The organism is Streptosporangium sp. DT93, assembly GCF_049844535.1.
Classification (GTDB): Bacteria; Actinomycetota; Actinomycetes; order Streptosporangiales; family Streptosporangiaceae; genus Streptosporangium.
In genome coordinates this window covers 56529-82439 of sequence record NZ_JBNCLF010000031.1, presented here as the reverse complement: position 1 = coordinate 82439, position 25911 = coordinate 56529, and the positions used below count along the sequence as shown (strand labels likewise).

4 protein-coding genes are annotated in these 25911 nt (G+C 77.0%); all 4 read left to right on the top strand.

Annotation, left to right across the window (positions count from 1 at the left end; all coding sequences use genetic code 11):
- Window positions 1-9549: SDR family NAD(P)-dependent oxidoreductase (locus ACLQ2R_RS37830; RefSeq protein WP_425966240.1), on the top strand; the 9549-nt coding region annotated here is incomplete at its 5' end.
- A 50-nt stretch (window positions 9550-9599) separates the two neighbouring features.
- Complete coding sequence (locus tag ACLQ2R_RS37825; protein ID WP_425966239.1) at window positions 9600-20618, top strand: SDR family NAD(P)-dependent oxidoreductase; 11019 nt, start codon at window positions 9600-9602, stop codon at window positions 20616-20618.
- Window positions 20615-23833 (top strand): type I polyketide synthase, encoded by a 3219-nt coding sequence (locus tag ACLQ2R_RS37820; protein ID WP_425966238.1) that lies wholly within the window; start codon window positions 20615-20617, stop codon window positions 23831-23833. Before ACLQ2R_RS37825 ends, ACLQ2R_RS37820 begins: the two co-directional genes overlap by 4 nt.
- Window positions 23830-25839 (top strand): HAD-IIIC family phosphatase, encoded by a 2010-nt coding sequence (locus ACLQ2R_RS37815; RefSeq protein WP_425966237.1) that lies wholly within the window; start codon window positions 23830-23832, stop codon window positions 25837-25839. The genes ACLQ2R_RS37820 and ACLQ2R_RS37815 overlap by 4 nt, the downstream gene beginning before the upstream one ends.
- The last annotated feature ends 72 nt before the right edge of the window (window positions 25840-25911 follow it).

Here is a 25911-nt window from a genome sequence, read left to right as displayed (position 1 = left end):
GGCGGGCCCCGCCGGGCGGGGGTGTCGTCGTTCGGGATCAGTGGCACCAACGCCCACGTCATCCTCGAACAGGCACCCGCGGACCCGGCGCCCGGCGACGTCCCGGGCGGGGAGGGCCCGGTGCCGCTCGTGCTGTCGGCGAAGACCGCGACGGCGTTGCGGGCGCAGGCCGGGGCCCTCCACGACGCCCTCGCCTCGGGCACGGCGCCCGCGTTGCGCGACATCGGCCTCACCCTCGCGCGGCGCCCCCGGTTCGAGCACCGGGCCGTCGTCGACGTCGACGCCACTGCCGACACCGGCACCAACGGCGATGGGCACGTGGCGACGGCGCTGGCGGCGCTGGCGGCGATCCGCGACGGCGGACGCCACCCCCGGGTCGAGGACGGACGCGCCCGTCCCGACCAGCGGCTCGCGTTCCTCTTCTCCGGACAGGGCACCCAGCGCGCCGGGATGGGCGCGGAACTGCTGCGGACCTCGCCCCCCTACGCGGAGGCGTTCGACGAGATCTCCGCGTCGATGAAGCCGCTCCTCGACGTCGGCCTGCGGGAGTTGGTCACCGGTGATCCGGACGCGCTGCGACGGACCCGGTACGCCCAGCCGGCACTGTTCGCCCTGGAGGTCGCCCTGTACCGGCTGGCCGAGTCCCACGGGCTGCGGCCGGACTTCCTGATCGGCCACTCCGTCGGCGAGCTCGCCGCCGCCCACGTCGCGGGCGTCCTCGGCCTGGCCGACGCCTGCGCGCTGGTCGCCGCGCGGGGCAGGCTGATGCAGTCCGGCCGGGAGGGCGGGGCGATGGCCGCCTTCGCCGCCACCGAGGACGAGGCCTCCGAACTGGCCTCCACCTCGGACGGCAGGGTGGAGATCGCCGCCGTCAACGGCCCCGCGGCGGTGGTGCTGTCCGGCGACGCGGACGAGATCGACCGCCTGGTCGGGCGGTGGAAGGACGCCGGGCACCGGGCCGCGCGGCTGAAGGTCGGCCACGCCTTCCACTCCGCGCACATGGACGGCGTCCTCGACGAGTTCCGCCGGGTGGTGTCCGGGCTGTCGTTCCACGCCCCGCGCGTCCCCGTCGTCTCGACGGTGACCGGGGCGCTCGCCGGTGAGCGGGAGATGGCGGAGCCGGACTACTGGGTGGCGCAGCTTCGCGGGGCGGTGCGGTTCGCCGACGCGGTGCGCACGGCGCACCGGTCGGGAGTGACCCGGTTCGCCGAGCTGGGGCCGGACGGGTCGCTCGCCGCGATGGCGCGGGAGAGCGCCGGCGAGGCGATCGCCGTGCCCCTGCTACGTGCGGGACGGCCGGAGGTGGCCACCGTCCGGACCGCGCTGGGCCGGCTGCACGCGGCGGGCGTACCGGTCGACTTCGGGCCGCAGCTGGCCGGTGGCCGCCTGGTGGACCTGCCCACCTACCCGTTCGAGACACGGCACTACTGGCTCCTGCCCGCCGAGGACGACGGGCGGCCCTCGGCCTACGGGCTGGACGCCTCCCCGCACCCGCTGCTCACGGCCTCGACCGAGCTGCCGGGCGGGGCGTGGCTGTTCACCGGCGCGCTGTCCGCGCGCAGGCAGCCGTGGCTGGTCGAGCACCGCGTCGACGGGCGGGTGCTCGTCCCGGCTGCGGCGCTGGCCGAACTGGCCCTGGCGGTCGGCGCGGGCACCGGCCGCCCGGTCCTGGGCGACTTCGTGATGCACGCTCCACTGGAGCTGGACGGCGCCGCGGAGACCCGGCTGCAGGTGAGCGTGTCCGCGGCCGGGGAACTCACCCTGCGCGGCCGCGCGGCGGACGCCGAGTGGACCTCCCACGTCACCGCGGTGCTCACCGGCGGCACCGGCGATGTCAACGGCATCGATGACGCCGACGGCACCGGCGACGCGAACAGTACCGGCGACGCGAACGGCGTCGACGACGCCGACGGCACCGGCACCGGTGGGGTGGGCGGCGAGGTCGGGTCCGGCCGCACGGCAGCGCCGCCCTCCGCACCCGGCACCCGTCTCGACGCGGGCGGTCCCGAGGCGGCCTACCGGCTGCTGGCCGAGCACGGTTACGGGTACGGGCCGGCGTTCCAGGGCCTGCGCGCGGCCTGGCAGGACGGGCCGGACCTGCACGCCGAGGCGGAGCTGCCCGCGCCGCTCCGGGGGGAGGCCGGCCGGTACGGTCTCCACCCGGCCCTGCTCGACGCCGTCCTGCACGCGATCTCGCTGCACGGCGTCGACGGGCCCGCCGGAGTCAGGCGCGTCCCCTACGCCCTGGACGGGGTGCGGCTGCACGCCGCGCACGCGACCAGGGTGCGGGCACGCCTGACCCCGGTGGACCCCGCCGACCCGGACACCTACCGGGTCGAGCTGACCGGCGACGACGGGCGGCCCGTCCTGACCGTGGAGCGGCTGCGGCTGCGCCCGCTGCCGTCCGCGGCCGGGCTGTACCGCCTGCGCTGGGAGGCCGTGGCACCGCCGGCGCCCGCGACCGGTGACGTCATGGTGGCCGATTCCCTCCCCGAGCGGCTCGCGGGCACCGTGCTGCTCGCCCTGCCGGACGACGGCGACGACCCGTACGCCGTCGTGGAGGCGGCACGCCGGGCCGTCCGGCGATGGCTGGCAGAAACGGACGGCGGACTCCTGGTCCTCCTCACCCGCGGCATCGCGATCGACGACGGCGAGACGGCGCGCCCCTCGGCCGCCGCGCTGTGGGGCCTGGTGCGGGCGGCGCGGGCCGAGCATCCCGGCCGGTTCGCGCTGCTGGACACAGGCGAGGACGACGCCGACCCCGCGCTGCTCGCGGCGATCGGGACCGAGTGGCACGAGGCCGCGCTCCGCGACGGCGTGCCGCGGATCCCCAGGCTGTCACCCGAGCCCGAACCCACACCCGGAACCGCGAACGGGACCGGGATCGAGACCAGGGCCGTGAACGGGACCGGAGCCGTGGACGGGGCCGCGGCGGGCGGAGCGGCCTGGCCGCGCAGCGCCGCGGGCGGCACCGTGCTGATCACCGGCGGCCTCGGCGCGCTCGGCCGCCGGATCGCGCGCCACCTCGTCACCCGGCACGGCGTACGCGACCTCCTGCTGGTCGGCCGGCGCGGTGAGGGGCACCCCGACGCGGCCCGCGCCGAGGCCGAGCTGACCGGACTCGGCGCCCGCGTCTCCGTCCGGGCCTGCGATCCCTCCGACCGGGACGCCCTCGCCGCCCTCCTGACCACGCTGGACACCCCGCTGACCGGCGTGGTGCACGCCGCGGGCGTCGTCGAGGACGCCGCCGTCGAACGTCTCTCCGCCGAAGCGCTCCGCCGGACGATCGAGGCCAAGGCCGTGGCCGCCGGCAACCTGGACGAGGCCACGCGCGACACCCCACTCGACGCGTTCGTGCTGTTCGGCTCGGTCGCCGGCGTCGTCGGCACCGCCGGGCAGGGCGGCTACTGCGCGGCCAACGCGGCCCTGGAGGCGATCACCCACCGGCGGCGGCTGTCCGGCGGGCACGGGGTGACCGTCCACTGGGGCCTGTGGGACATCGGCGCCGGCATGGGCGCCGGGCTCACCGGCCGCGACGTCGCCCGACTCGGCCGGGCGGGCATCAGGCCGATGGGCGAGACCGACGGGATCGCGCTGTTCGACCGCGCCCTGCGGCTGGACACCGCCGCGGTGGTCGCGGCGCACCTCGACCCGCGGGCGGCGGAACGGCACCGCGCGCCGGCGGCCGTACGGCACGCGCCGGCGCCGGACACGGCGACCCCGCCGGTCACGCCGGACGCGTCGGCGCCGGACACCTCCCACCTGGTGCTGGAGGCGGTCGCGGCGGTGCTCGGGCACGCCGGCGGCGCGGAGGTCGACCCCGAGCGCTCCTTCAGCGACCTGGGTTTCGACTCCCTGACGGCGGTGGAGCTGCGCAACCGGCTCAGCGAGGAACTCGGCGTCCGCCTGCCGGGGACGATCGTCTTCGACCACCCCAACCCGGTCGCCCTGGTCCGTTTCCTCGACGAGGTGACCGGTGCCGGGACGCGACGGGAGCCGCGGGACGAGCCACGGGAGCCGGTCGCGCCGGGCGGTGCCGCCGACGACGCGATCGCGATCGTCGGCATGGCGTGCCGGTTCCCCGGCGGGGTACGCACCCCCGCCGAGTTGTGGGAGCTGCTCGACGCGGGCGGCGACGCCATCTCGGCCTTCCCCGCCGACCGCGGCTGGGACCCGGACCTGTTCGACCCCGACCCCGAGCGCTCCGGCACCTCCTACACCCGGTACGGCGGCTTCCTGCACGACGCCGCCGAGTTCGACCCCGGCTTCTTCGGGATCAGCCCGCGCGAGGCCCTCGCCGTCGACCCGCAGCAGCGCCTGCTGCTGCAGGCCGCGTGGGAGGCGGTGGAGGACGCCGGGATCGACCCGTCCACCCTGCGGGGCACGCGCGGCGGCGTCTTCGTGGGCGTCATGTACTCCGACTACGGCGCCCGGGTGCACCAGCGGCGCGGCGGCGCCGGGGACCTGGAGGGCTACCTGGTCAGCGGCAGCGCGGGCAGCGTGGCCTCCGGCCGCATCTCCTTCACCCTCGGCCTGGAGGGCCCGGCGGTGACCGTGGACACCGCGTGCTCGTCGTCGCTGGTGGCGGTCCACCAGGCGGCCCAGGCGCTCAGGCTGGGCGAGTGCACGCTCGCCCTGGCCGGCGGCGTGACCGTCATGGCGAGCCCGGCCACGTTCGTCGAGTTCAGCCGGCAGCGCGGCCTCGCGCCGGACGGCCGCTGCAAGCCGTTCTCTGCGGACGCGGACGGCACCGCGTGGGGCGAGGGCGTCGGGCTGCTCGTCCTGGAGCGGCTCTCGGACGCCCGCCGCAACGGGCACCGGGTGCTGGCCGTCGTCCGCGGTTCCGCGGTCAACCAGGACGGCGCCAGCAACGGGCTCACGGCGCCGAACGGGCCCTCCCAGGAGCGGGTCGTCCACGGCGCCCTGCGCCGCGCCGGGCTGCGGCCCGCGGACGTGGACGTGCTGGAGGCGCACGGTACGGGCACCAGGCTGGGCGACCCGATCGAGGCCGGGGCGGTGCTCAACACCTACGGCCGCGACCGCGGGGACCGCGGCCCGCTGCTCATGGGCTCGGTGAAGTCGAACATCGGGCACACGCAGGCCGCCGCGGGCGTCGCCGGGATCATCAAGATGGTGCTCGCCATGCGGCACGGGCGCGTGCCGGCCACCCTGCACCGGGGAAGCCTCACCGGCCACGTCGACTGGTCCGGCGGCACGGTGTCGGTGCCCGACGAGCCGGTCGCCTGGCCGGACACGCCGGGGCCGCGCCGGGCGGCGGTCTCGTCGTTCGGGATCAGCGGCACCAACGCCCATGTCGTCCTGGAGTCGGGTGACCCGGTCCCCGGGGCGGACGAGGCGATCCCCGAGGCCGCCGGCGGCGCCCCGGCGGGGGCGGCCGACGCGGCCGGGGCGGTGGTGCCGTGGGTGCTCAGCGCCCGTGACGCGGCCGGGCTGCGGGAGCAGGCGGTCCGTCTCCGGCGGCACGTGCTCGCCGACCCCGGCCTGCGGGCCGTCGACGTCGCCCTGTCCCTGGCGACGACGCGGACCGCGTTCGAACGGCGGGCCGTGGTGCTCGGGCGCGACCGGGGCGAGCTGCTCGCCGGTCTCGGTCACCTGATCGACGGCACCGCGACGCCGTCCGGCTCCTTCCCCTCGGTGCTCACCGGAACGCCGGCGCGCGGCGGGACCGCCGTGCTGTTCACCGGCCAGGGCAGTCAGCGCGTCGGCATGGGCACCGAGCTGTACCGCTCGTTCCCGGCGTACGCGCGGGCCTTCGACGAGGTGTGCGCCGCGTTCCGCCGGGCGGACGGCACGGACGTGGCCGGGGTGGTGGCCGGGGACGCCTCGGCCGGGCCGATCGACCAGACCCGCTACACCCAGGCCGCGCTGTTCGCGGTGGAGGTCGCGCTGTTCCGGCTGCTGGAGTCGTGGGGCCTGCCCGCCGACCTGCTCGCCGGGCACTCCATCGGCGAGATCACCGCCGCGCACGTCGGCGGGGCGCTGAGCCTGCCCGACGCGGTGGCGCTCGTCGCCTCCCGCGGGCGCCTGATGCAGGAGCTCCCGGCCGGGGGCGCGATGACCGCCGTCCAGGCGGACCCGGCGGCCGTGGAGCGGCTCATCGCCGGGACCGGGGCACGGGTGGACGTCGCGGCGGTGAACGCGCCCGGCTCCGTGGTGATCTCGGGGGACGCCGGAGCCGTCGGGGAACTGGCCGGGATCCTGGCCGCCGGCGGGCACCGCACCAGGTCGCTCGCGGTCAGCCACGCGTTCCACTCCGCGCACATGGAGCCGATGCTCGCGGCCTTCCGCGAGGAGGTCGGCGACCTGCCCGCCGGCTCCCTGACCCGTACCGTCGTGTCCACGCTGACCGCGCGGGAGACCGGCGCGGACACGTTCGGGACGGCCGCGCACTGGGCCGGCCAGGTACGCGGGACCGTGCGGTTCGCCGACGCGGTCGGCCGGATGCGCGAGCTGGGCGCGGCGCGCTTCCTGGAGGTCGGGCCCGACGCCGCGCTGACCGCGATGATCGGGCAGCACGACCTGGGGGAGGGCGTCGTGGCGATCTCCACGCTCGACCGCAGGCACGACGACCCGTTCGCGCTCTGGTCGTTCGTGGCGCGGGCCTTCATCGCGGGCGTCGCCTGGGACTGGCGGGCGCTGCTCGGCGCGGGCGGCGGACACACCGCAGGCGGGGGCGTCGTGACCGTGCCGCTGCCCACCTACCCCTTCCACCGGGAACGCCTGTGGCTGCTGCCGCCGGCCGAGGACGGCGGCGCCGCCGGGATCGGCGCCGAGGATCCCGGCCACCCGCTGCTCACCGCCTCGATCGCCGTACCCGAGGGGGCGCAGACCCTCTACACGGGCGTGCTGTCCCAGCGGAGACAGCCGTGGCTGGCGGAGCACGCGCTGGCGGGCACACCGGTCCTCCCGGCCACCGCCCTCGTCGATCTGCTGGGGTGGCTGGCGGACCGGCACGGCATGACGACGGTACGGGAGCTGACGCTGCACGCCCCCGTCACGATCGGCGCGGAGGAGGAGGAGGTGCTGCTGCGGGTCACGGTGGCGGACGACGCGGTACGGGTGCACGCGCGGCCCGGCCGGGAACCGGCCGACGGCGAGTGGACCCTGCACGCCGAGGCCGTGCTGGGCGTCGAGACGGGCACCGCCGCACCCGCCTGGTCGGGGCACCGCCCGCCCGAGGCCCGTCCGGTGGACGTCACGGAGATCTACGCGACCTTCGCCGGGCGCGGGTACGACTACGGCCCGGCGTTCCAGGGGCTGCGCGCGCTGTGGACGACCGGTGACGAGCTGCACGCCGAGGTCGACACCGGGGGCGACCTCGTCCCCGGGCTGCTCGACGCCGCCCTGCACGCCTGGATCGCCGACGCGGGCGAGACGGAGCGGGGAGGCGTCCGGGTGCCGCACACCTGGCGGGGGGTGCGCGTGCACGACCTGCCGCGCGGGCCGCTGCGGGTCAGGATCCGGCACACCGGCGAGGGGACGTTCGCCCTCGACGTCGTCAGCGTCACCGATGTCACCGATGTCACCGATGTCACCGATGTCACCGATGTCACCGATGTCGCCGGTACCGACGCGGGCGGCGTCGTGGCGCGCCCGGTGCTGTCGGCCGAGGAGGTCCGGGTGCGCCGGGTCGAGGAGGGCGCCCTGCCGCGCGGCGGCGGGATCGCGGCGCGGCCGTACGAGCTCGCCTGGATCCCCGCGCACCTGGCCGGCACGGCGCAGGCGGGCGAGGACGGCGGCGGACGGGCGGAGGACGTGATCGTGCTGATCGGCGACGCCGCCCCCGGCGGCCCCGGCCTGCCGTTCCGCACGGTCCCGTACGGCGGGGGGCAGGACGGCCGGGACCCGGCCGCCGCCGTCCGCGACCTTCTCGCGGAGGTCCGCGAGAGCATCCTCACGCTGCCCGAACGGGCGCACCTGGTGGTGGTGACGCGCGGGGCGGTCGCGGTGGACGGTGAGGACCGGGTGCCGGGGCTGGCGGAGTCCTCGCTGTGGGGCCTGGTCCGCGCCGCCCGGCAGGAGTACCCGGGGCGGATCAGCATCGTCGACGTCGACGGGCACGGGGAGTCGTCCGCGCTGCTGCCGCGCGCGGTGGCGGCCCGGCCCGGCGAGCTCGCCATCCGCCGGGGCGAGGCGTTCCGGCCGCGCCTGCGCGCGGTGACGGGCACCCCCGCGACCCCGCCGGAGCCCGTGAGGCCCGGAAAGCCCGCGGGACTCACAGGACCCGCGGGGTTCGGGACGGGCACCGTGCTGGTCAGCGGTGCCGGTGGCGCGCTCGGCGCCGCGGTCGTGCGCCACCTGGTCGCCGAGCACGGCGTCCGGCACCTGCTGCTGGTCAGCAGGCGCGGCGACGCCGACCCGGTACTGCGCGCCCTGGCCGGGGAACTCGGCGACCGCGCGAGCGTCCGGACGGCCGCGTGCGACCTCGCGGACGCGACGGCAACCGGGGAACTGCTCGCCGGGATCGACCCGGACAGGCCGCTCGGCGCCGTGTTCCACACAGCGGGCACGCTCGACGACGCGGTGCTGGAGAACACGACCGGCGAGCGGCTGGAGCGGGTCCTGCGCCCCAAGGTGGACGCGGCCTGGAACCTGCACCGCCTCACCGCGGATCTGCCGCTGACGGCGTTCGTGCTGTTCTCCTCGGTCGCGGGCGTGCTCGGCAACGCCGGGCAGACGGGTTACGCGGCCGCCAACGCCTTCCTGGACGCGCTGGCCTGTCACAGGCGGGCGGCGGGCCTGCCGGGCACGTCCCTGGCCTGGGGACTGTGGGAGAGCGGACCGGACTCGGGGATGGCGGCCGGGCTCGGCGGGGCGGCCCGGGCCAGGCTCGACCGGCTGGGCATCCGCGCGCTGCCCGCCGACGCCGGGCTGGAACTGTTCGACCGGTCGCTGGCGAGCGGCCTGGCCGTGGTGGTGCCGGTCTGGTTCGACCGGGCGGCGCTCGCCCGGCGGCAGGACGACCTTCCCGACGTGCTCGCCGGCCTGGTCCACGCCCGGTCCGCCCCGGCGGCCGTGCCGCTGGTCCGGCGGCTGCCCGGCATGGACGAGGCCGTGGCGCGCACCGTGGTGCGCGACACGGTCGCCGGCCGGGTCGCGGAGGTGCTCGGCCTCGCCGGAGCGGCGCAGGTCCCCGACGACCGGGGGCTGTTCGACCTCGGCCTCGACTCGCTGACGGCGATCGAGCTGCGCAACCGGCTGGGCACCGAGGTGGGGGAGCGGCTGCCCGCGACCGTGCTGTTCGACCACCCCACCGTGCGGGAGCTGACCGAGCATCTTCTGGAGCGCCGCGCCGCCGACCGTCCCGCGTTCGACACGGCGGCGCTGCGGACCTGGGTGTCCTCGGCCTCTGAGCTGGACCCCGGCCACCGGCGGCGTGCCGACCTGGTGCGGGCGCTGCGGGCCGCGCTGACCACCCTGGACGCCGCGGGGACGGCCGTGAACGGCGGCGAGGAGCCGCCCTTTGGCATGGATTCAGCATCCGATGATGAGCTGTTCGGGCTGCTGGACCGAGAACTGAGCGACTGATCCGACACCGCGAGCACTTTTCGAGGACGACAACGGGGAGCGGTTCACCGATGGCGAATGAGGACAGGTTCCGCGAGTACCTCCGGCGTACCACGGCCGACCTGCTGCGCACCCGCGCGGCACTGGAACAACTGGAGCAGTCCGTACGCGAGCCGCTGGCGATCGTCTCCATGGCCTGCAGGTACCCCGGCGGTGTCCGGTCGCCGGAGGAGCTGTGGCGGCTGGTGGAGGCGCGGACCGACGCGATCGGCCCGTTCCCGCGCGACCGTGGGTGGCCGCTGGACGAGCTGATCGACCCCGACCCGGACCGGGAGGGAACCAGCTACGCCTCCGAGGGCGGCTTCCTGTACTCGGCCGCCGACTTCGACCCCGAGCTCTTCGGCGTCAGCCCCCGCGAGGCGCTGACGATCGACCCGCAGCAGCGGCTGCTGCTGCAGACCTCCTGGGAGGTCTTCGAACGCGCCGGGCTGGACCCGCGCTCCCTGTCGGGGGAGCGGATCGGGGTGTTCGTCGGCGTCATGTACTCCGACTACGGCTCCCGCCACACCCGCGCGCCCGAGGGCTTCGAGGGGTTCGTCGGCACCGGGAGCGCCGGGAGCATCGCCTCGGGCCGCGTCGCCTACACCTTCGGGCTGCAGGGGCCGGCGGTGACCGTGGACACCGCGTGCTCGTCCTCGCTGGTGGCGCTGCACTACGCGGCGGAGGCGGTGCGCCGGGGGGACTGCGAGATGGCCGTCGCGGGCGGGAGCACGGTCATGGCCACCCCGGCGACGTTCGTCGAGTTCAGCCGCCAGCGCGGGCTGTCCCCGGACGGCCGGTGCAAGGCCTACGCGGCCGCGGCCGACGGCACCGGATGGGGGGAGGGGGTCGGGCTGGTGCTCGTCGAGCGCCTCTCGGAGGCCCGGCGCAGGGGCCACCCGATCGTCGGGGTGCTGCGCGGCAGCGCGGTCAACTCCGACGGCGCGAGCAGCCGGCTGTCGGCGCCCAACGGGGTGGCGCAGCGGCGGGTGATCCTCGCCGCGCTGGCCGACGCCGGCGTCGACCCCGCCGAGGTGGACGCCGTCGAGGGGCACGGCACCGGTACGGGCCTGGGCGACCCGATCGAGGCGAGCGCCCTCATGGAGACCTACGGCCGGGCCCGGCCGGCGACGGACCCGGTGTGGCTGGGCTCGCTCAAGTCCAACATCGGGCACACCCAGGCCGCGGCGGGCATCGGCGGCGTGATGAAGATGGTCATGGCGATGCGGCACGGGCTGCTCCCCGCCAGCCTGCACATCGACGAGCCGTCGCCGCACGTCGACTGGGACGCCGGAGGGCTGGCCCCGCTCACCGGGCCGAGGCAGTGGCCGCGCCGGGACCGTCCGCGCCGGGCCGCGGTCTCCTCGTTCGGGATCAGCGGCACGAACGCGCACGTCGTCATCGAGGAGCCGACCGCGGAACCGCACAAGGATCGGGCCGGGGCCCTTCCCGCGGAACCGGCGGGCACTCGGACCGCGGAACCGGCGGGCGCTCGGACTGAGAATCCGGCGGGCACTCGGACCGAGGATCCGCACGCGGAACGGCCCGGGGAGGCGCTGTCCTCGCGGGCGGACGGGAGCGAGACCGCGTCGGCGTCGGCGTCGGCGTCGGTGGTGCCGGTGGTGTGGACGGTGTCGGGTCACACCGAGCGGGCGCTGCACGACCAGATCGCCCGGTTGCGGGCGCACGTGGCGGAGAACCCCGGCCTCGCCCCGGCCGACGTCGCCCACAGCCTCCGCACCGGGCGCGCCGACCTGTCCCACCGCGCGGTCGCCGTCGGGACGGACCTCGGCCGGCTGGCCGGGGAGCTCGCGACGCTGGAGGAGGGACTCCCGTCCCGGCGCGCGGTGCGGGACCAGGCGGTGACGAACGGGCGGCCGGTCTTCGTCTTCCCCGGCCAGGGGTCGCAGTGGACCGGGATGGCCCGCGAACTCCTCGCCGGCTCCGGGCCGTTCGGCGACGAGATGCGCCGGTGCGCCGAGGCGCTGGCCCCGCACGTCGGCTGGGACCTGCTGGAGGTGGTCTCCTCCGGCGACGAGACCCTGCTCGGACGCGTCGACGTGGTGCAGCCCGCCCTGTTCTCGATGATGGTCTCGCTGGCCGCGGTGTGGCGTTCCCTCGGGGTGGAGCCGGCCGCGGTGGTGGGGCACTCGCAGGGGGAGATCGCCGCCGCCCACGTCGCCGGAGCCCTGGACCTGGCCGACGCGGCGGCGCTGGTGGCGCGGCGCAGCGCCGCCCTCCTGGACATCGCGGGAACCGGGGCCATGGCGTCGATCGGCCTGCCGGCCGGACAGGTGCGCCGCCGGTTCGGCGACCGGGACGCGATCGCCGTCGCCGCGGTCAACGGACCGGACGCGACCGTGGTCTCGGGAGAGGCGGGCGCGGTGCGCGCCCTCGTCGCCCGGTGCGAGGCCGAGGGGGTCAGGGCGCGGCTCGTCCCCGTCGACTACGCCTCCCACTCACCGGCCGTCGAGCCGCTGCGGGACCCGCTGCTCGCCCGGCTCGCCGGCGTCCGCCCGCGCACGTCCGCCGTCGGTTTCTTCTCCACGGTCACGGCCACCGAGATCGACACGAGCGCGCTCGACGCCGGGTACTGGTACGACAACCTCCGCCGGCCGGTACGGCTGGCCGAGACCGTCACCGCGCTCCTGGAGGCGGGCCACCGCTGCTTCCTGGAGGTCAGCCCGCATCCGGTGCTGGTGGCCCCGCTGCGCGACACCTTCGACGACGCCGGGGTGGAGGCTCGGGCGCTGGCCACGCTCCGCCGCGACGACGGCGGGCCGGAGCAGCTGCTCACCTCGGCCGGGGCGCTGTTCGCGGCCGGGGTCCCCGTCGAGTGGGGGCCGGCCGCGCGGGGACGCCACGTCGCCCTGCCCACCTACGCCTTCCAGGAACGACGGTTCTGGCTCGACACCCGCACCGAGGGGGCGTCGCCCGCGACCGGCCCGGCCGGGGCGGGGCACCCGGTCCTGGGGGTGGTCGTGGAGCCCGCGGACGGCCGGGCGGTGCTGTTCACCGGGGGCGTCCCCGGCGGACCGGGCGGCTGGGCCCGCCAGCACCGGCTGGGGGAGCGCCCGGTGCTCGTCGGGAGCGCGCTGGTCGAGCTGGCGCTCGCGGCCGGGGAACGCCTCGGCCTGCCGAGGGTGGACGACCTCGCCCTGCTCGCCCCGGTGGACGTGCCGGACGGGCCCGTGCAGGTCCAGGTGGAGGTGACCGCCGAGGACGGCGGCGCGGGCGCGACGCTCACGGTCCACACCCGCGGGGGAGGCGAGGACGCCGCGGAGCCGTGGCGGCTGCACGCCTCGGGCTCGCTGAGCGCGGGCGGCACCGGCGACACCGGCGACACCGGCGACGCTGACGCCGTCGGCGACCTCGCCGTCGTCGCGGAAGGCGCGGGGGCGTGGCCGCCGCCGGACGCCGAGCCCGTCGACGTGGACGCCGGCTACGCCCGCCTGGCCGACGCGGGCGTGCACTACGGCCCGCGCCTGCGCCGTGTGCGGGCCGCCTGGCGCTCGGGCGGCGCCGTGTTCGCCGAGGTGACCCCGCCGGACGGGGACGAGGCCCGGGGCGGAGCGGACGGCAAGGGGTTCGTGCTCCATCCCGCGCTGCTGGACGGGATGGCACAGGCGGCCTTCCTGGACCGGGCGGCCCGCGCGCACGACCGGGGCGAGACGCCGGAGACCGCCGTGCCGTTCAGCTGGACCGGCGTGCGGGCGTACGCCGCCGCGACGGGCCCGGTGCGCGTCCGCCTGACCTGGACGGGTCCTGACGCCTTCTCCCTCGTCGCCTCCGACGTCACCGGCCCGGTGGTGCTGACCGTCGAGGAGGTGCGCGTCCGCCCGGCCGCGGAGGAGCCCGGTGACGTGCCGGTCCCCGTCCTCGCGTCCGGCTCCACCTCCGATTCCGCCTCCGCCTCCGGGTCCGGCTCTGGTTCCGGTTCCGCTCCCGTGCCCCTGCTGCGCCGGGCGGCGCGGCGGTCCGTGCGGGCCGTTCCCGCGGACGCCGTACCGGACGACGCCCTGGCCGGGCTGTCGGGGAGCGAGCGGGAAGAACGGGTGCTGGACCTGGTGGGCCGGGCGGTCGCCGGCATCCTCGGCTACGAGTCCGCCCGCGCCGTCGGCCCGGACCGCCCCTTCCGCGATCTCGGCCTCGACTCCATGACGGGGCTGCGGCTGCGGGACCACCTGAGCCGCGTCCTGGGCCGCAGGCTGCCGAGCACGCTCGTGTTCGACCATCCGAGCCCGCGCGCCCTGGCCCGCCACCTGAGCGGCACCGCGCCGGACGGCCCGTCCCGCGCCGCGGCCCGGCGCGGGCGCACGGCCGAGGACCCCGTCGCGATCGTCGCGATGGCCTGCCGCTACCCGGGCGGCGTCGGCACCCCCGAGCAGCTGTGGGAGCTGCTGGAGTCGGGCCGGGACGCGGTCGGGCCGTTCCCCGGCGACCGGGGCTGGGACCTGGGCGGGCTGTTTGACGACGACCCGGACCACCCGGGTACGTCCTACGCGCGCGACGGCGGGTTCATCCACGAGGCCGCCGAGTTCGACGCGGACTTCTTCGAGATGAGCCCGCGCGAGGCCAAGGCCGCCGACCCGCAGCAGCGGCTGCTGCTGGAGACCTCGTGGGAGGCCTTCCAGCGGGCGGGCATCGACCCGGCCGGCCTGCGCGGCTCCCGCACCGGTGTCTACGTCGGACTGATCTACACCGAGTACGGCGGCCGGGCGCAGGACGACCCGCGCGAGTACGGCGGTTACCTGGGCACCGGCAGCGCCGGGAGCGTGGCGTCGGGCCGGATCGCCTACACCTACGGGCTGCAGGGGCCCGCGATCACGGTGGACACGGCCTGCTCGTCCTCGCTGGTGGCGCTCCACCTGGCGGAGCAGGGCCTCAGGAGCGGGGAGTGCGACCTCGCGCTGGTCGGCGGGGCCACGCTCATGGCGACGCCCGCCACCTTCGTGGAGTTCAGCCGCCAGCGTGGGCTCTCGCCCGACGGGCGCTGCCGCGCGTTCGCCGACGCCGCCGACGGGACGGGCTTCAGCGAGGGCGTCGGATTGCTGCTGGTGGAACGGCTGTCGGACGCGCGGCGCAACGGGCACCCCGTGCTGGCCGTGCTCAGGGGGTCCGCGGTCAACCAGGACGGCGCCAGCAACGGGCTCACCGCGCCCAGCGGTCCCTCCCAGGAGCGGGTGATCGAGGAGGCCCTGAGCGCCGCGGGCCTGTCCCCGGCCGACGTGGACGCGGTCGAGGCGCACGGCACCGGCACCACCCTGGGCGACCCGGTGGAGGCGCAGGCGCTGCTCGCCACGTACGGGGCGGCGCGCGGGGACCGCCCGCCGCTCAGGCTGGGCTCGCTCAAGTCCAACATCGGGCACACCCAGGCGGCGGCCGGCGTCGGCGGGATCATCAAGATGGTCAAGGCGCTGGAACACGGGACGCTGCCGCGCACGCTGCACGTCGACAGGCCGTCCCGCCATGTCGACTGGGACCGGGGCGGTGTCGCGCTGCTCACCGAGAACACCCCCTGGCCCGCGGGGGAACGCCCTCGGCGGTTCGGGGTCTCCGCCTTCGGCATGAGCGGGACCAACGCGCACGTCGTCATCGAGGAGCCGCCCGCGCCCGAGGCCGTTCCCGCGCCGGAGCCCGAGCCGTTCGGCGGCCCGGTCCCGCTGGTGCTGTCGGCCCGGTCGGCGCGCGCGCTCCGGGGCGAGGCGCGGAGGCTGGGCGCCTACCTGGAACGGCATCCTGACGCCGCCCTGGCCGACGTCGCCGCGGCCCTGGTGACCACCAGGGCCGAGTTCGGCCACCGCGCGGTCGTCGTGGCCGGCGACCGCGCGGAGGCGCTGGCGGGGCTGGCCGCCGTCGCGGACGGGGAGCCGTCGGCCTCGGCGGTGACCGGGAACGCGAGGGACCCGCGCGCGCCGGTCCTGCTCTACCCGGGTCAGGGCGCGCAGTGGGAGGGCATGGCCCGCGCGCTGCTGGAGGAGTCCCCGGTCTTCGCCCGGCGGGTCGGCGAATGCGCCGCGGCCCTCGACCCGGTGACCGGGTGGTCGCTGCTGGAGGCCCTGCGCGGCGGCGCCGACCTGGGGCGCGTGGACGTGGTGCAGCCGCTCCTGTGGGCCGTGATGACCGGGCTGACCGCGCTGTGGGAGTCCTTCGGGGTGCGGCCCGCCGCCGTCGTCGGCCACTCGCAGGGCGAGATCGCCGCGGCGCTCACCGCGGGCGCGCTGTCGCTGGAGGAGGCGGCGGCGGTGGTGGCGCTGCGCAGCCGGGCCATCCGCGCGATCGCGGGCGGCGGGGCGATGCTGTCGGTCGCGGCCTCGCACGAGCGGGTGCGCGCGGTTCTGGAGGAGCTCGGGGTCTCGGGAGACACCGGGAACACCCAGAACACTCAGAACACCCAGAACGCCGAGAACGCCGAGAACGCCGAGAACGCCGAGAACGCCGAGAACGCCGGGAACGCCGAGAACGCCGGGAACGCCGGGAACGCCGAAGACACGGCGGGCGCCGGGAACGCCGGAGGCGGGGGCGGCGTGTCGGTCGCCGCGCTCAACGGGCCCGCCTCGACCGTCGTCGCGGGCGAGGCCGGGGCGGTGGACCGCGTGCGCCGGGAGCTGGAGGAGCGGGGCGTGCGTGTGCGGCTGATCGACGTGGACTACGCCTCCCACTCACCCCAGGTCGAGGCGCTCGAGGCGGAGCTGCTGGAGGTCCTGCCCCGGCCCGCGCCCGGCCGCGCGTTCACCGCCGGCGTCTTCTCCACCGTCACCGGCGCCGCGGTCGAGCCGGACGACGGCACCGGCTTCGGCGACCCCGGCTACTGGTACCGCAACCTGCGCCGGCCGGTGCTGCTGCAGGCCGCGGTGGAGGCGGCCGCCGCGGCCGGGCACGAGGTGTTCGTCGAGGTGAGCCCGCACCCCGTCGTCGGGACGGGGGTCCAGGAGATCCTGGAGGCCGTCCCCGGGATCGAGCGGCCCGCCGTGCTGGGCACGCTGCGCAGGGACGACGGGGGCATGACCCGGGTGCTCGCCTCGGTGGCCGAGGCCTGGGTGAACGGCGTCCGGGTCGACTGGCCGGGTTACCTCGGCGGGCGCCGGGGGCCGGTGCCGGTCCTGCCGACCTACGCCTTCGACCGGCACCGGTACTGGCTGGACGCGGCGGCGCCCGCCGCGGGGGTCCCGGCGGGCGCGCGGCCGGTCGCGCATCCGCTGCTGACCACGGCCGTGCGCGCGGCGTCCGAGGACGGGCTGCTGCTGTTCGGCCGGCTCTCCCTGGACGACCAGCCGTGGCTGGGCGACCACGTGGTGGACGGCGCGGTCCTGGTCCCCGGCGCGGTCCTCGCCGAACTGGCGGCGCACGCGGGAGAGCTGGCCGGGGTCGCGCGGGTGGACGAGCTGACCCTGCGGCGCGCGCTGCTGCTCGACGGCTCCGGTGCGGCCGAGATCCAGGTGACCGTGGGCCCGGCGGAGCCGGACGGTCTCCGCCCGGTCGGGATCCACGCGCGGCCGGCGGACACCGACGACCCGCTGGGCGCTCCGTGGACGGCGCACGCCGTCGGCTCGCTCGCCCCACTCCCCGAAACCGCCCTCGGCCCGCTCGCCCTACCCTCCGAACCCGCCCTCGGCTCGCTCGTCCCACCCTCCGAAACCGCAACCGGTTCACCCGCCTCGCCCCCCGGGCGCGCGGACCGGCCGGTCGCGGACGGGTGGCCGCCGCTCGGCGCCGAACCCGTCGACGTCGGCGGCCTGTACGAGGACCTGGCCGCCAGGGGCTACCACTACGGCCCGGCCTTCCGCGGCCTGCGCGGGGCGTGGCGGTCCGGGCGGGACGTCCTCGCCGAGGTGGTCCTGGAGGGCCCGCCCGGCTACCGCGTCGCGCCCACGCTGCTGGACGCAGCGCTGCACGCGGTCGGGCTCGCGGGCCTGTTCCCCGACGACGGCGCCGTACGGCTGCCGTTCTCCTGGCGCGGCTTCACCCGGTACGCCGCCGTGCCCGCGACCGGTTCCCCGCTGCGGGTGCGCCTGCGCCGCACCGGGGACGACACGGTCGCGGTCGACCTGTCCACGGCCGGGGGCGACCCGGTGGCGGGCGTCGAGGCCGTGACGTTCCGCGTGGCCGACCCGGCGGACCTCGCCGCGCCGGGCGTGGAGGACCTGCTGTACGAGCTCGCCTGGGACCCCGTCCGTCCCGGCTCCGGCGTGCCGCTCGAACGCGTGAGGGTCCTCGCCGCAACGCAGGACACCGGCGCCACCGGTGACACCGAAGGCGCCGCGAACCTCGAAGACACCGGGAACACCGAGGGCGCCGGTGACGGCGGGGATGCCGGAGACCCGGGGCTGGACGCGGTGCTCGCGGCGGTGGACGCCGGGGAGCCCGCGCCCGAGGTGCTCGTCGTCCCGGCGGGCGGGGAGGCCGGGCCCGTGCCGGAGGCGGTCCGATCCGCCCTGCTGCGGGTGCTCGGCACGCTCCGCCGGGGACTGGCCGACGCCAGGCTGGCCGGCACCCTGTTCGTGGTGCGTACCCGCGGCGCCGTGGAGGCGGTTCCCGGCGAGCGCGCCGGTGCCCTCGACGGCGCCGGCGTCTGGGGACTGATCCGCGGGGTGCAGGCCGAGGAACCGGGCCGGGTGGTCATCGTGGACACCCCGTACACCCCGCACACCCCGGATGTCCCGGACGCCGGGACCGCCGCCGTGCCGCTCCCGGAGATCGCGGAGATCGCGGAGATCCTGGACGCCGTGTCCTCCGGCGAGCCGCAGATCGCGATCAGGGACGGCGGGCCGCTGGTGCCCCGGCTCCGGCGCCGCCCCCGCGACCCGGTGCCGAAGGGCGCCGGCAACTGGCGGCTGGAGGCGGCCGGCAGTGGCGTGACCGACGACCTGGCGTACCGGCCCGTCGAGGACGGGCCCCTCGCGCCGGGGGAGGTCAGGGTCGCCGTCCGCGTCGCCGGCCTCAACTTCCGCGACGCGATGCTCGCCCTGGGCATGTACCCGGGCGCGGCGGACCTGGGCACCGAGGGCGCCGGGGTGGTGCTCGCGGTCGGCGACGGCGTGACCGGCGTCGGCCCCGGCGACCGGGTGATGGGCCTCATCCCCGGGGGGATCGGGCCCGAGGCCGTCACCGACCACCGCCTGCTGGTGCCGATCCCGGCGGGGATGTCGTTCGCCCAGGCGGCGACCGTGCCCGCGGTGTTCCTCACCGCCTGCTACGCCCTGCGCGACCTCGCCGACGCCCGGCCGGGGGAGTGGCTGCTGGTGCACTCCGCCGCCGGCGGCGTCGGCGGGGCGGCGATCCAGCTGGCGCGCCACTGGGGGCTGACCGTGTTCGGCACCGCGAGCCCCGCCAAGTGGCCCGCCCTCCGGGACGCGGGGCTCCCCCCGGAAAGGATCGCCGGATCCCGCGACCTGACCTTCGCCGAGGCGGTGCGGGCGGCGACCGGCGGGCGCGGTGTGGACATCGTGCTGAACTCGCTGGCCCGCGAGTTCGTGGACGCCTCGCTCGAACTGCTCGCCCCCGGCGGGCGGTTCGTCGAGATGGGCAAGACCGACGTACGCGATCCCGGCGAGGTCCGTGCCCGGCACGGCGTGCGCTACCGGGCGTTCGACCTGGCCGAGGCGGGGCCGGACCGGATCGGCGAGATGCTCGCCGAGCTGGCGGACCTGTTCGGGAGCGGCGTCCTCACGCCGCTGCCGGTCACCTCCTGGGACGCCGGGCGGGCGCCGGACGCGTTCCGCCACCTCGGCCTCGCCCGGCACGTGGGCAAGGTGGCGATCCGGATTCCCCGGCCGGTCCGCGCCGACGGCACGGTCCTGGTCACCGGCGCGACCGGCGGCGTGGGCAGGCTCGTCGCGCTGCACCTGGCCAGGGAACACGGCGTGCGGCACCTGCTGCTGCTGAGCAGGCGGGGCGACCGGGCGGAGGCCGCCGGCCGGCTCCGCGAGGAGCTCGGCGCGCTCGGCGCGACGGCGACGATCGTCGCCGCGGACGTGGCGGACGCCGGCGCGCTGGCACGCGTGCTCGCCGGCGTCCCGGACGAGCACCCCCTGACGGCCGTGGTGCACGCGGCCGGGGTCCTGAACGACGCGACGCTTCCCAACCTCGTCCCGGAACGGCTCGACGCGGTGCTGCGGCCCAAGGTCGACGGCGCCTGGCACCTGCACGAGCTCACCAAGGACCTCGACCTGGACGCGTTCGTGCTGTTCTCCTCCGCGGCCGGGATCGTGGGCGGCGCCGGGCGGTCGGCCTACGCGGCGGCCAACGTCTTCCTCGACGCCCTCGCCACGGTCAGGACCCGCCAGGGGCTCCCCGCCACCTCGATCGCCTGGGGACTGTGGCGGTCCGAGAGCGCCATGACCGGCTCGCTGTCGGCCGTCGACCGGACCAGGATGGCGCGGTCCGGGCTGCTGCCGCTGTCACCGGCGCACGGCCTGGCGCTGCTGGACGCGGCGATGGCGGCGGCGGAGCCGTCGCTGGCCGCGGTCCGGCTGGACCTCGCGCGCCTGGCGCGGACCCCCGACCCGGCCCCGCCGCTGCGGGACCTGGCACGCGGGCGCGCGATCCCCGCGAAGGAGGACGACGGCCCCCCCGGGCCGGAGCCCGCGCTGGCGCGGCTGCTCGCCGGCACCGACCCGGCACGCCGCGAGGAGCTGATGACCGAGACGGTCTTCCGGTACGTGGAGGCGGTCCTCGGGCGGGCTCCCGGGGACGCGGCCGAGGAGGGCCGCAGCTTCAAGGAGCTCGGCTTCGACTCGCTGACCGCAGTCGAGCTGCGCAACCGGCTTGGCGGGGCCACCGGGCTGCGGCTCCCCGCGACCGTCGTGTTCGACCACCCGACCCCGGCCGCGCTGGCCGGTCACCTGCTCGGCCGGCTCACCCCGGCCGCCCCGGAACCGGCCGATGCGGACCGGCCCGATCCGAACCCGGCCGATCCGGACCGGGCCGGTCCGGCGCCGGCCGGCGCCGGACCCGCAGGGCGGGCGGACGAGGAGGTCCCGGCGACCGCCGAGGAGCTGTTCCGGTTCATCGACTCCGAGCTTCGACCCCAGGGACGGCGGACGGCATGAGTGACGAGAAGAAACTGGTCGAGTACCTCCGGTGGACGACCGGTGAGCTCGCCCGGGTGAAGAGGGAGCTGGCGGCCCTGTCGAGCCCGGACCCGGTTGCGGTGGTCGCGATGGCCTGCCGCTACCCGGGCGGGGTGCGCTCGCCCGAGGACCTGTGGCGGGTGGTCGCCGACGGCGTCGACACCGTCGGCGAGCCGCCGCTGGACCGGGGCTGGGACCCGCTCCTGCGGGAGCGGGCGGGGGCCGGCGGCTTCCTGGAGGACGCGGCCGGGTTCGACGCCTCCTTCTTCGGGATCTCCCCCAGGGAGGCCGTGGCGATGGACCCGCAGCACCGCCAGCTGCTGGAGGTCTCCTGGGAGGCCCTGGAGCGCGCCGGGATCGTCCCGGGGTCGCTGCGGGGCAGCCGGACCGGGGTGTTCACCGGCGTGATCTACCAGGACTACGCGCCCGCGATCGACGACGCGCCCCCCGAGCTCGACGGGTACCTGATGACCGGCAACGCGGCGAGCGTGGCGTCCGGGCGGGTGGCCTACACCCTCGGTCTCGAAGGGCCCGCGCTCAGCGTCGACACCGCCTGCTCGTCCTCGCTGGTGGCGATCCACCTGGCCGCCGACTCGCTGCGCCGCTCCGAGTGCGACCTCGCGCTCGCCGGCGGGGTGACGGTGATGGCCACGCCCCGGGTCTTCGTGGAGTTCGCCCTCCAGGGCGGGCTCGCCGCGGACGGCCGCTGCAAGGCGTTCGCCGACGCGGCCGACGGCACCGGCTTCGGCGAGGGCGCCGGGGTGCTGGTACTGGAGCGGCTCGGGGACGCCCTGCGCAACGGGCACCCCGTCCTGGCGGTGATCCGCGGCTCGGCGATCAACTCCGACGGGGCCAGCAACGGGCTGACCGCGCCGAGCGGGACCGCCCAGGAGAAGGTGATCGGGGCGGCCCTGCGCGGCGCCGGGCTGTCCCCGGCCGACGTGGACGCGGTCGAGGCGCACGGGACCGGCACCGCCCTGGGCGATCCGATCGAGGCGGGCGCCCTGATCGCGGCGTACGGCGGTGCCGGCCGGCGGCGGCCGCTGTGGCTCGGCTCGGTCAAGTCGAACCTGGGGCACACGCAGGCGGCGGCGGGGGTCGCCGGTGTGATCAAGATGGTGCAGGCGCTGCGGCACGGCGTGCTGCCGGCGACGCTGCACGCGGCGGACCGCTCCACGCTGGTCGACTGGTCCGGCGGCGGGGTGGAGCCGCTGGCGGACCCCGTCCCCTGGCCGCCCGGCGACCGGCCTCGCCGGGCCGGCGTCTCCTCGTTCGGGATCAGCGGGACCAACGCGCACCTCATCGTCGAGGAGGCGCCCCCGGTCTCCGGGACGGGGCCGCCGGCCGGCCCGGCGGCCCCGCCGGCCGGCGAGAGGACGGCCGTCAAAAAAGCAGCCGTCGAGAAAGCGGTCGGCGAGAAAGCGGTCGGCGAGAGGACGGCCGGTGAGAAAACGGCCGGTGAGGAGGCGACCGGCGGGATGCCGGCCGGTGGCGCGCCGGTGGCCGTCCCCTGGGTCCTGTCGGCGAAGACGCCCGAGGCGGTGCGCGCGCAGGCCGCCCGGCTGCGCGACCTCCTGCGCTCCGGGCCGGAGGTCGACCTGGCCGCCGTGGCCCGCACCCTGGCGGGGCGGCGGTCGCGGTTCCGGCACCGGGCGGTGGCGCTCGGCGCCGACGCCGCCGAGCTCGCCCGCGAGCTGGACGCGCTCGCCGGGCCGTCCGCCCCGATCGTCACGGCGGGCCGGGCGCCGAAGGTGGCGTTCGTGTTCGGCGGCCAGGGGACCCAGCGGGCGCGGATGGGACGCGAGCTGTACGAGCGGTTCCCGGTCTACGCCGAGGCGTTCGACACTGCCTGCGCCGCGCTGGACCGGGCCAGGGAACTTCACCCCGCCCCGGGCCCGCCGCTGGGCGAGGTGGTGTCCGCCCCCGCCGGACACCCGCTGAGCGAGGCGCTGCGGCGCACCGAGTTCGCCCAGCCCGCGCTGTTCGCCACCCAGCTGGCGCTCTGCCGGCTCGCCGGGCACCTGGGCCTGGTCGCCCACGCGCTGCTCGGCCACTCCGTGGGCGAGCTCACCGCGGCGTACGTCGCCGGGGTGCTCTCCCTGGAGGAGGCCGCTCGCCTGGTCACGGCGCGGGCCCTGGCGATGCAGGCGGCGCCGGAGGGTGGGGGCATGGTGGCGCTGCGGGCCACCGAGGCGGAGGTCCTGGCCTCCCTGGAGGACCTGGACGGACGGGTGTCCGTGGCCGCGGTCAACGGGCCGCGCTCGACCGTCGTCTCCGGCGACGCCGACGCGGTGCGGGCACTGGCCGCCCGATGGCGCTCCCGGGGGGTGCGCACGAAGACGCTCGCGGTCGGCCACGCCTTCCACTCGCCGCACATGGACCCCGCGCTGCCCCGGCTGGTGGAGGCCGCGGCGGGACTGGCCGTCGGCGACCCCGCGACGATCCTGGTCTCCAACAGGACGGGCCGGGTGGCGACGCGGGCGGAGCTGGCCGCGCCGGACTACTGGGCCGCCCAGGTCCGCGGCACGGTCCGCTTCCACGACGGCGTGCTCACCCTGCGGGACCTGGGCGTCGACACCTTCGTCGAGATCGGGGCCGACACCACGACGACCGGCATGGTCGCGGACTGCCTGGCCGGGGAGCGGGACGGCGCGTCGGCGATCCCGCTGGTGCGCGACCCCGCGGCGGAGGCCCGGTCGGTGCTGCGCGGCGTCGCGCAGGCCCACGCGCGCGGGGTGCGGGTCGACTGGGACAGGATGCTCGGCGAGGGACCGGCCGCCGACCCGGCCACCGTGCCGACCTACCCGTTCCGGCACGAGCGCTACTGGCTCGCCCCGCCGGGGGGACGCGGGCGGGAGCGCCCGTCGTACGAGCCCGCGCCGGCGCCGGCCGTCCCGCCCGTGCTCGACCTGCCCGAGGGCGAGCGCCACGACGTCCTGGCGTCGCTGGTGCTGACGGCGGTGGCCGACGCGCTCGGGCACTCCCACGGCGCGGTCGGCCCGGCGGACGACCTGACCCAGATCGGCATCACCTCGTTCGGCGCGCTGGAGATCGCCGCCCGGCTCTCCCGGGAGATCGGCGTCGACGTGCGGGTGGGGCTGGTGCTCGACCACGCCACCGCCGGCGAGCTGGCGTCACGCCTGGAGGAACTGCTCGACCCGCGCGACGCGCCGCAACTCGCGGAGAGACGATGACCGTGGACAGTGCCGGGGCACACGCGCGCCTGCGCTCGCTGCGGCGCGAGGGGAGGCTGGCGGAGTGCTACGACGAGGTCGCGCCGCTGCTGGCCGCGATGGACGAGCGGGACGCCGCCCGGTCGGCGCGGCTGCTGGACCGGGTCGACGTGGAGGCCGCCCGCGCGCACCACCCCGGGCTCCCGTCCGTGGCCGTGACCGTCACCGGGTACGGCACGCTCGACGCGCTGCGCACCGCGCTGACCGGCGAGCTGGCCCGCCACGGGTACCTGCCGGACGTCCGGCTCGCGGACTTCGGCTCGTACGCGTTCGAGCTCGGCGACCCCGGCAGCGCGCTGTACGCCGGGCGGCCCGACGTGACCGTCTGCGTGCTCGACCACGCGACCGTGTTCGACGAGGTCGGCGTGCCGTTCACGGTGGACGACGTCGAGCGCGTGCTGGAGGAGAAGCTGGCGCTGTGGCGGCGGCTGGCGGCACGGTTCGGCGAGAGCGGGTCGGGCGTGCTCGTGCTCAACACCGTCCCGCTGCCGCGGACGTGGCAGGCGCAGGTGCTGGACCACCCCTCCCGGGCGCGGCTGGGCGCGGTCTGGCGGCGGGCCAACGCCGGGCTGCTGGCGCTGGGCGAGACCGCGGGCCCGGTCGTGGTGATGGACGTCGACCCGCTGCTGACGGCACCGATCGAGCTGTGCGACCCGCGGTTCGAGGTCTACGCCCGCGCCCACCTGTCGGACGCCCTGCTCGGCGCGTACGCGCGCGAACTGGCCCACTTGGTGCGGGCCAGGACCGGCCGGGCCAGGAAGGTGCTGGCCGTCGACCTGGACCGGACGTTGTGGGGCGGTGTCCTCGGTGACGACGGGGTGGAGGGCATCGAGGTGGCCCACGGCCGGTGGGGGGAGGCCTTCCACCGGTTCCAGAGGGTGGTGGCGCAGCTGCAGTCGCAGGGCGTCCTGCTGGCCGCGGTGAGCAAGAACGACCGGGACACCGTGCTCGCCGCGCTGCGGGAGCACCCCGACATGGTGGTGCGTGAGGACGCGTTCGTCCGGATCCTCGCCAACTGGCAGCCGAAACCGGACAACCTGCGCGTCCTGGCGCGGGAGCTGAACCTCGGCGGCGACAGCGTGGTCTTCGCCGACGACAGCGTCCACGAGTGCGCCGCGGTCGCGGCGGAGCTGCCGGAGACCGCGGTGGTCCACCTGGACGGCGACCCGGCGCTGCACGCGACGCGGCTGCTGGCCGACGGCTGGTTCACCACGAACGAGGTGACCGCCGAGGACCGTGTCCGGACGCGGCGCTACCACGAGGAGACGGCGCGGTCGGAGTTCCTGTCCGCGGCGGGGTCGGCCGGGGAGTTCCTGCGCGGGCTGGGGGTGTCGGTACGGCTGGCCCCGGCCACCGGCGCCGATCTCGCGCGGCTGTCGCAGATCACCCTGCGCACCAACCAGTTCAACCTCACCACCGAGCGCCTGTCCCCGGAGGCGGTGCGCGAGCGGGCGGAGCGGCCCGGCTCGCGGGTGCTGGCGCTGTCGGCGGCCGACCGGTTCGGGAGCAGCGGGATCGTCGGGGCGGTCTTCCTGCGGGCGCTGCCGGAGGGGCTGCTGATCGAGAACCTGCTGCTGAGCTGCCGGGTGTTCGCCCGGGGGATCGAGCAGGCGTGCCTGGCCGCGGTGCTCGGCCGGGCGCGCGCCGCGGGCTTTCCCGCGGTGCTCGGCCACTACGTGGCGAGCGCGAGGAACGCCAAGGTCGCGGACCTCTACCCGCACTACGGGTTCACCGTGACGGAGGCGACGGCGCGGGAGGCGCGGTACGCGCACGACCTCGGCGAGATCGTCGGCGTGCCGGGCCACCTCACGCTGGAGGTCGAGGACCCGGTGGTGCCGGCCGCGCCGACCCCGCCGACCCCGCCGACCCCGCCGCCCCCGGGGAGCCTGCCGGCTCCGGGGACCCCGGCGGCCCCGCCCGTTCCGCCGGACCCGGCCGGGGACGCGGAGGCGGCGTTGACAAGCTGAGGCATCCTCGATTTAACTTGCGGACATAACATGAGGAAGCCTCCGTATATGCGCGAACAGGATGAGGGAGAG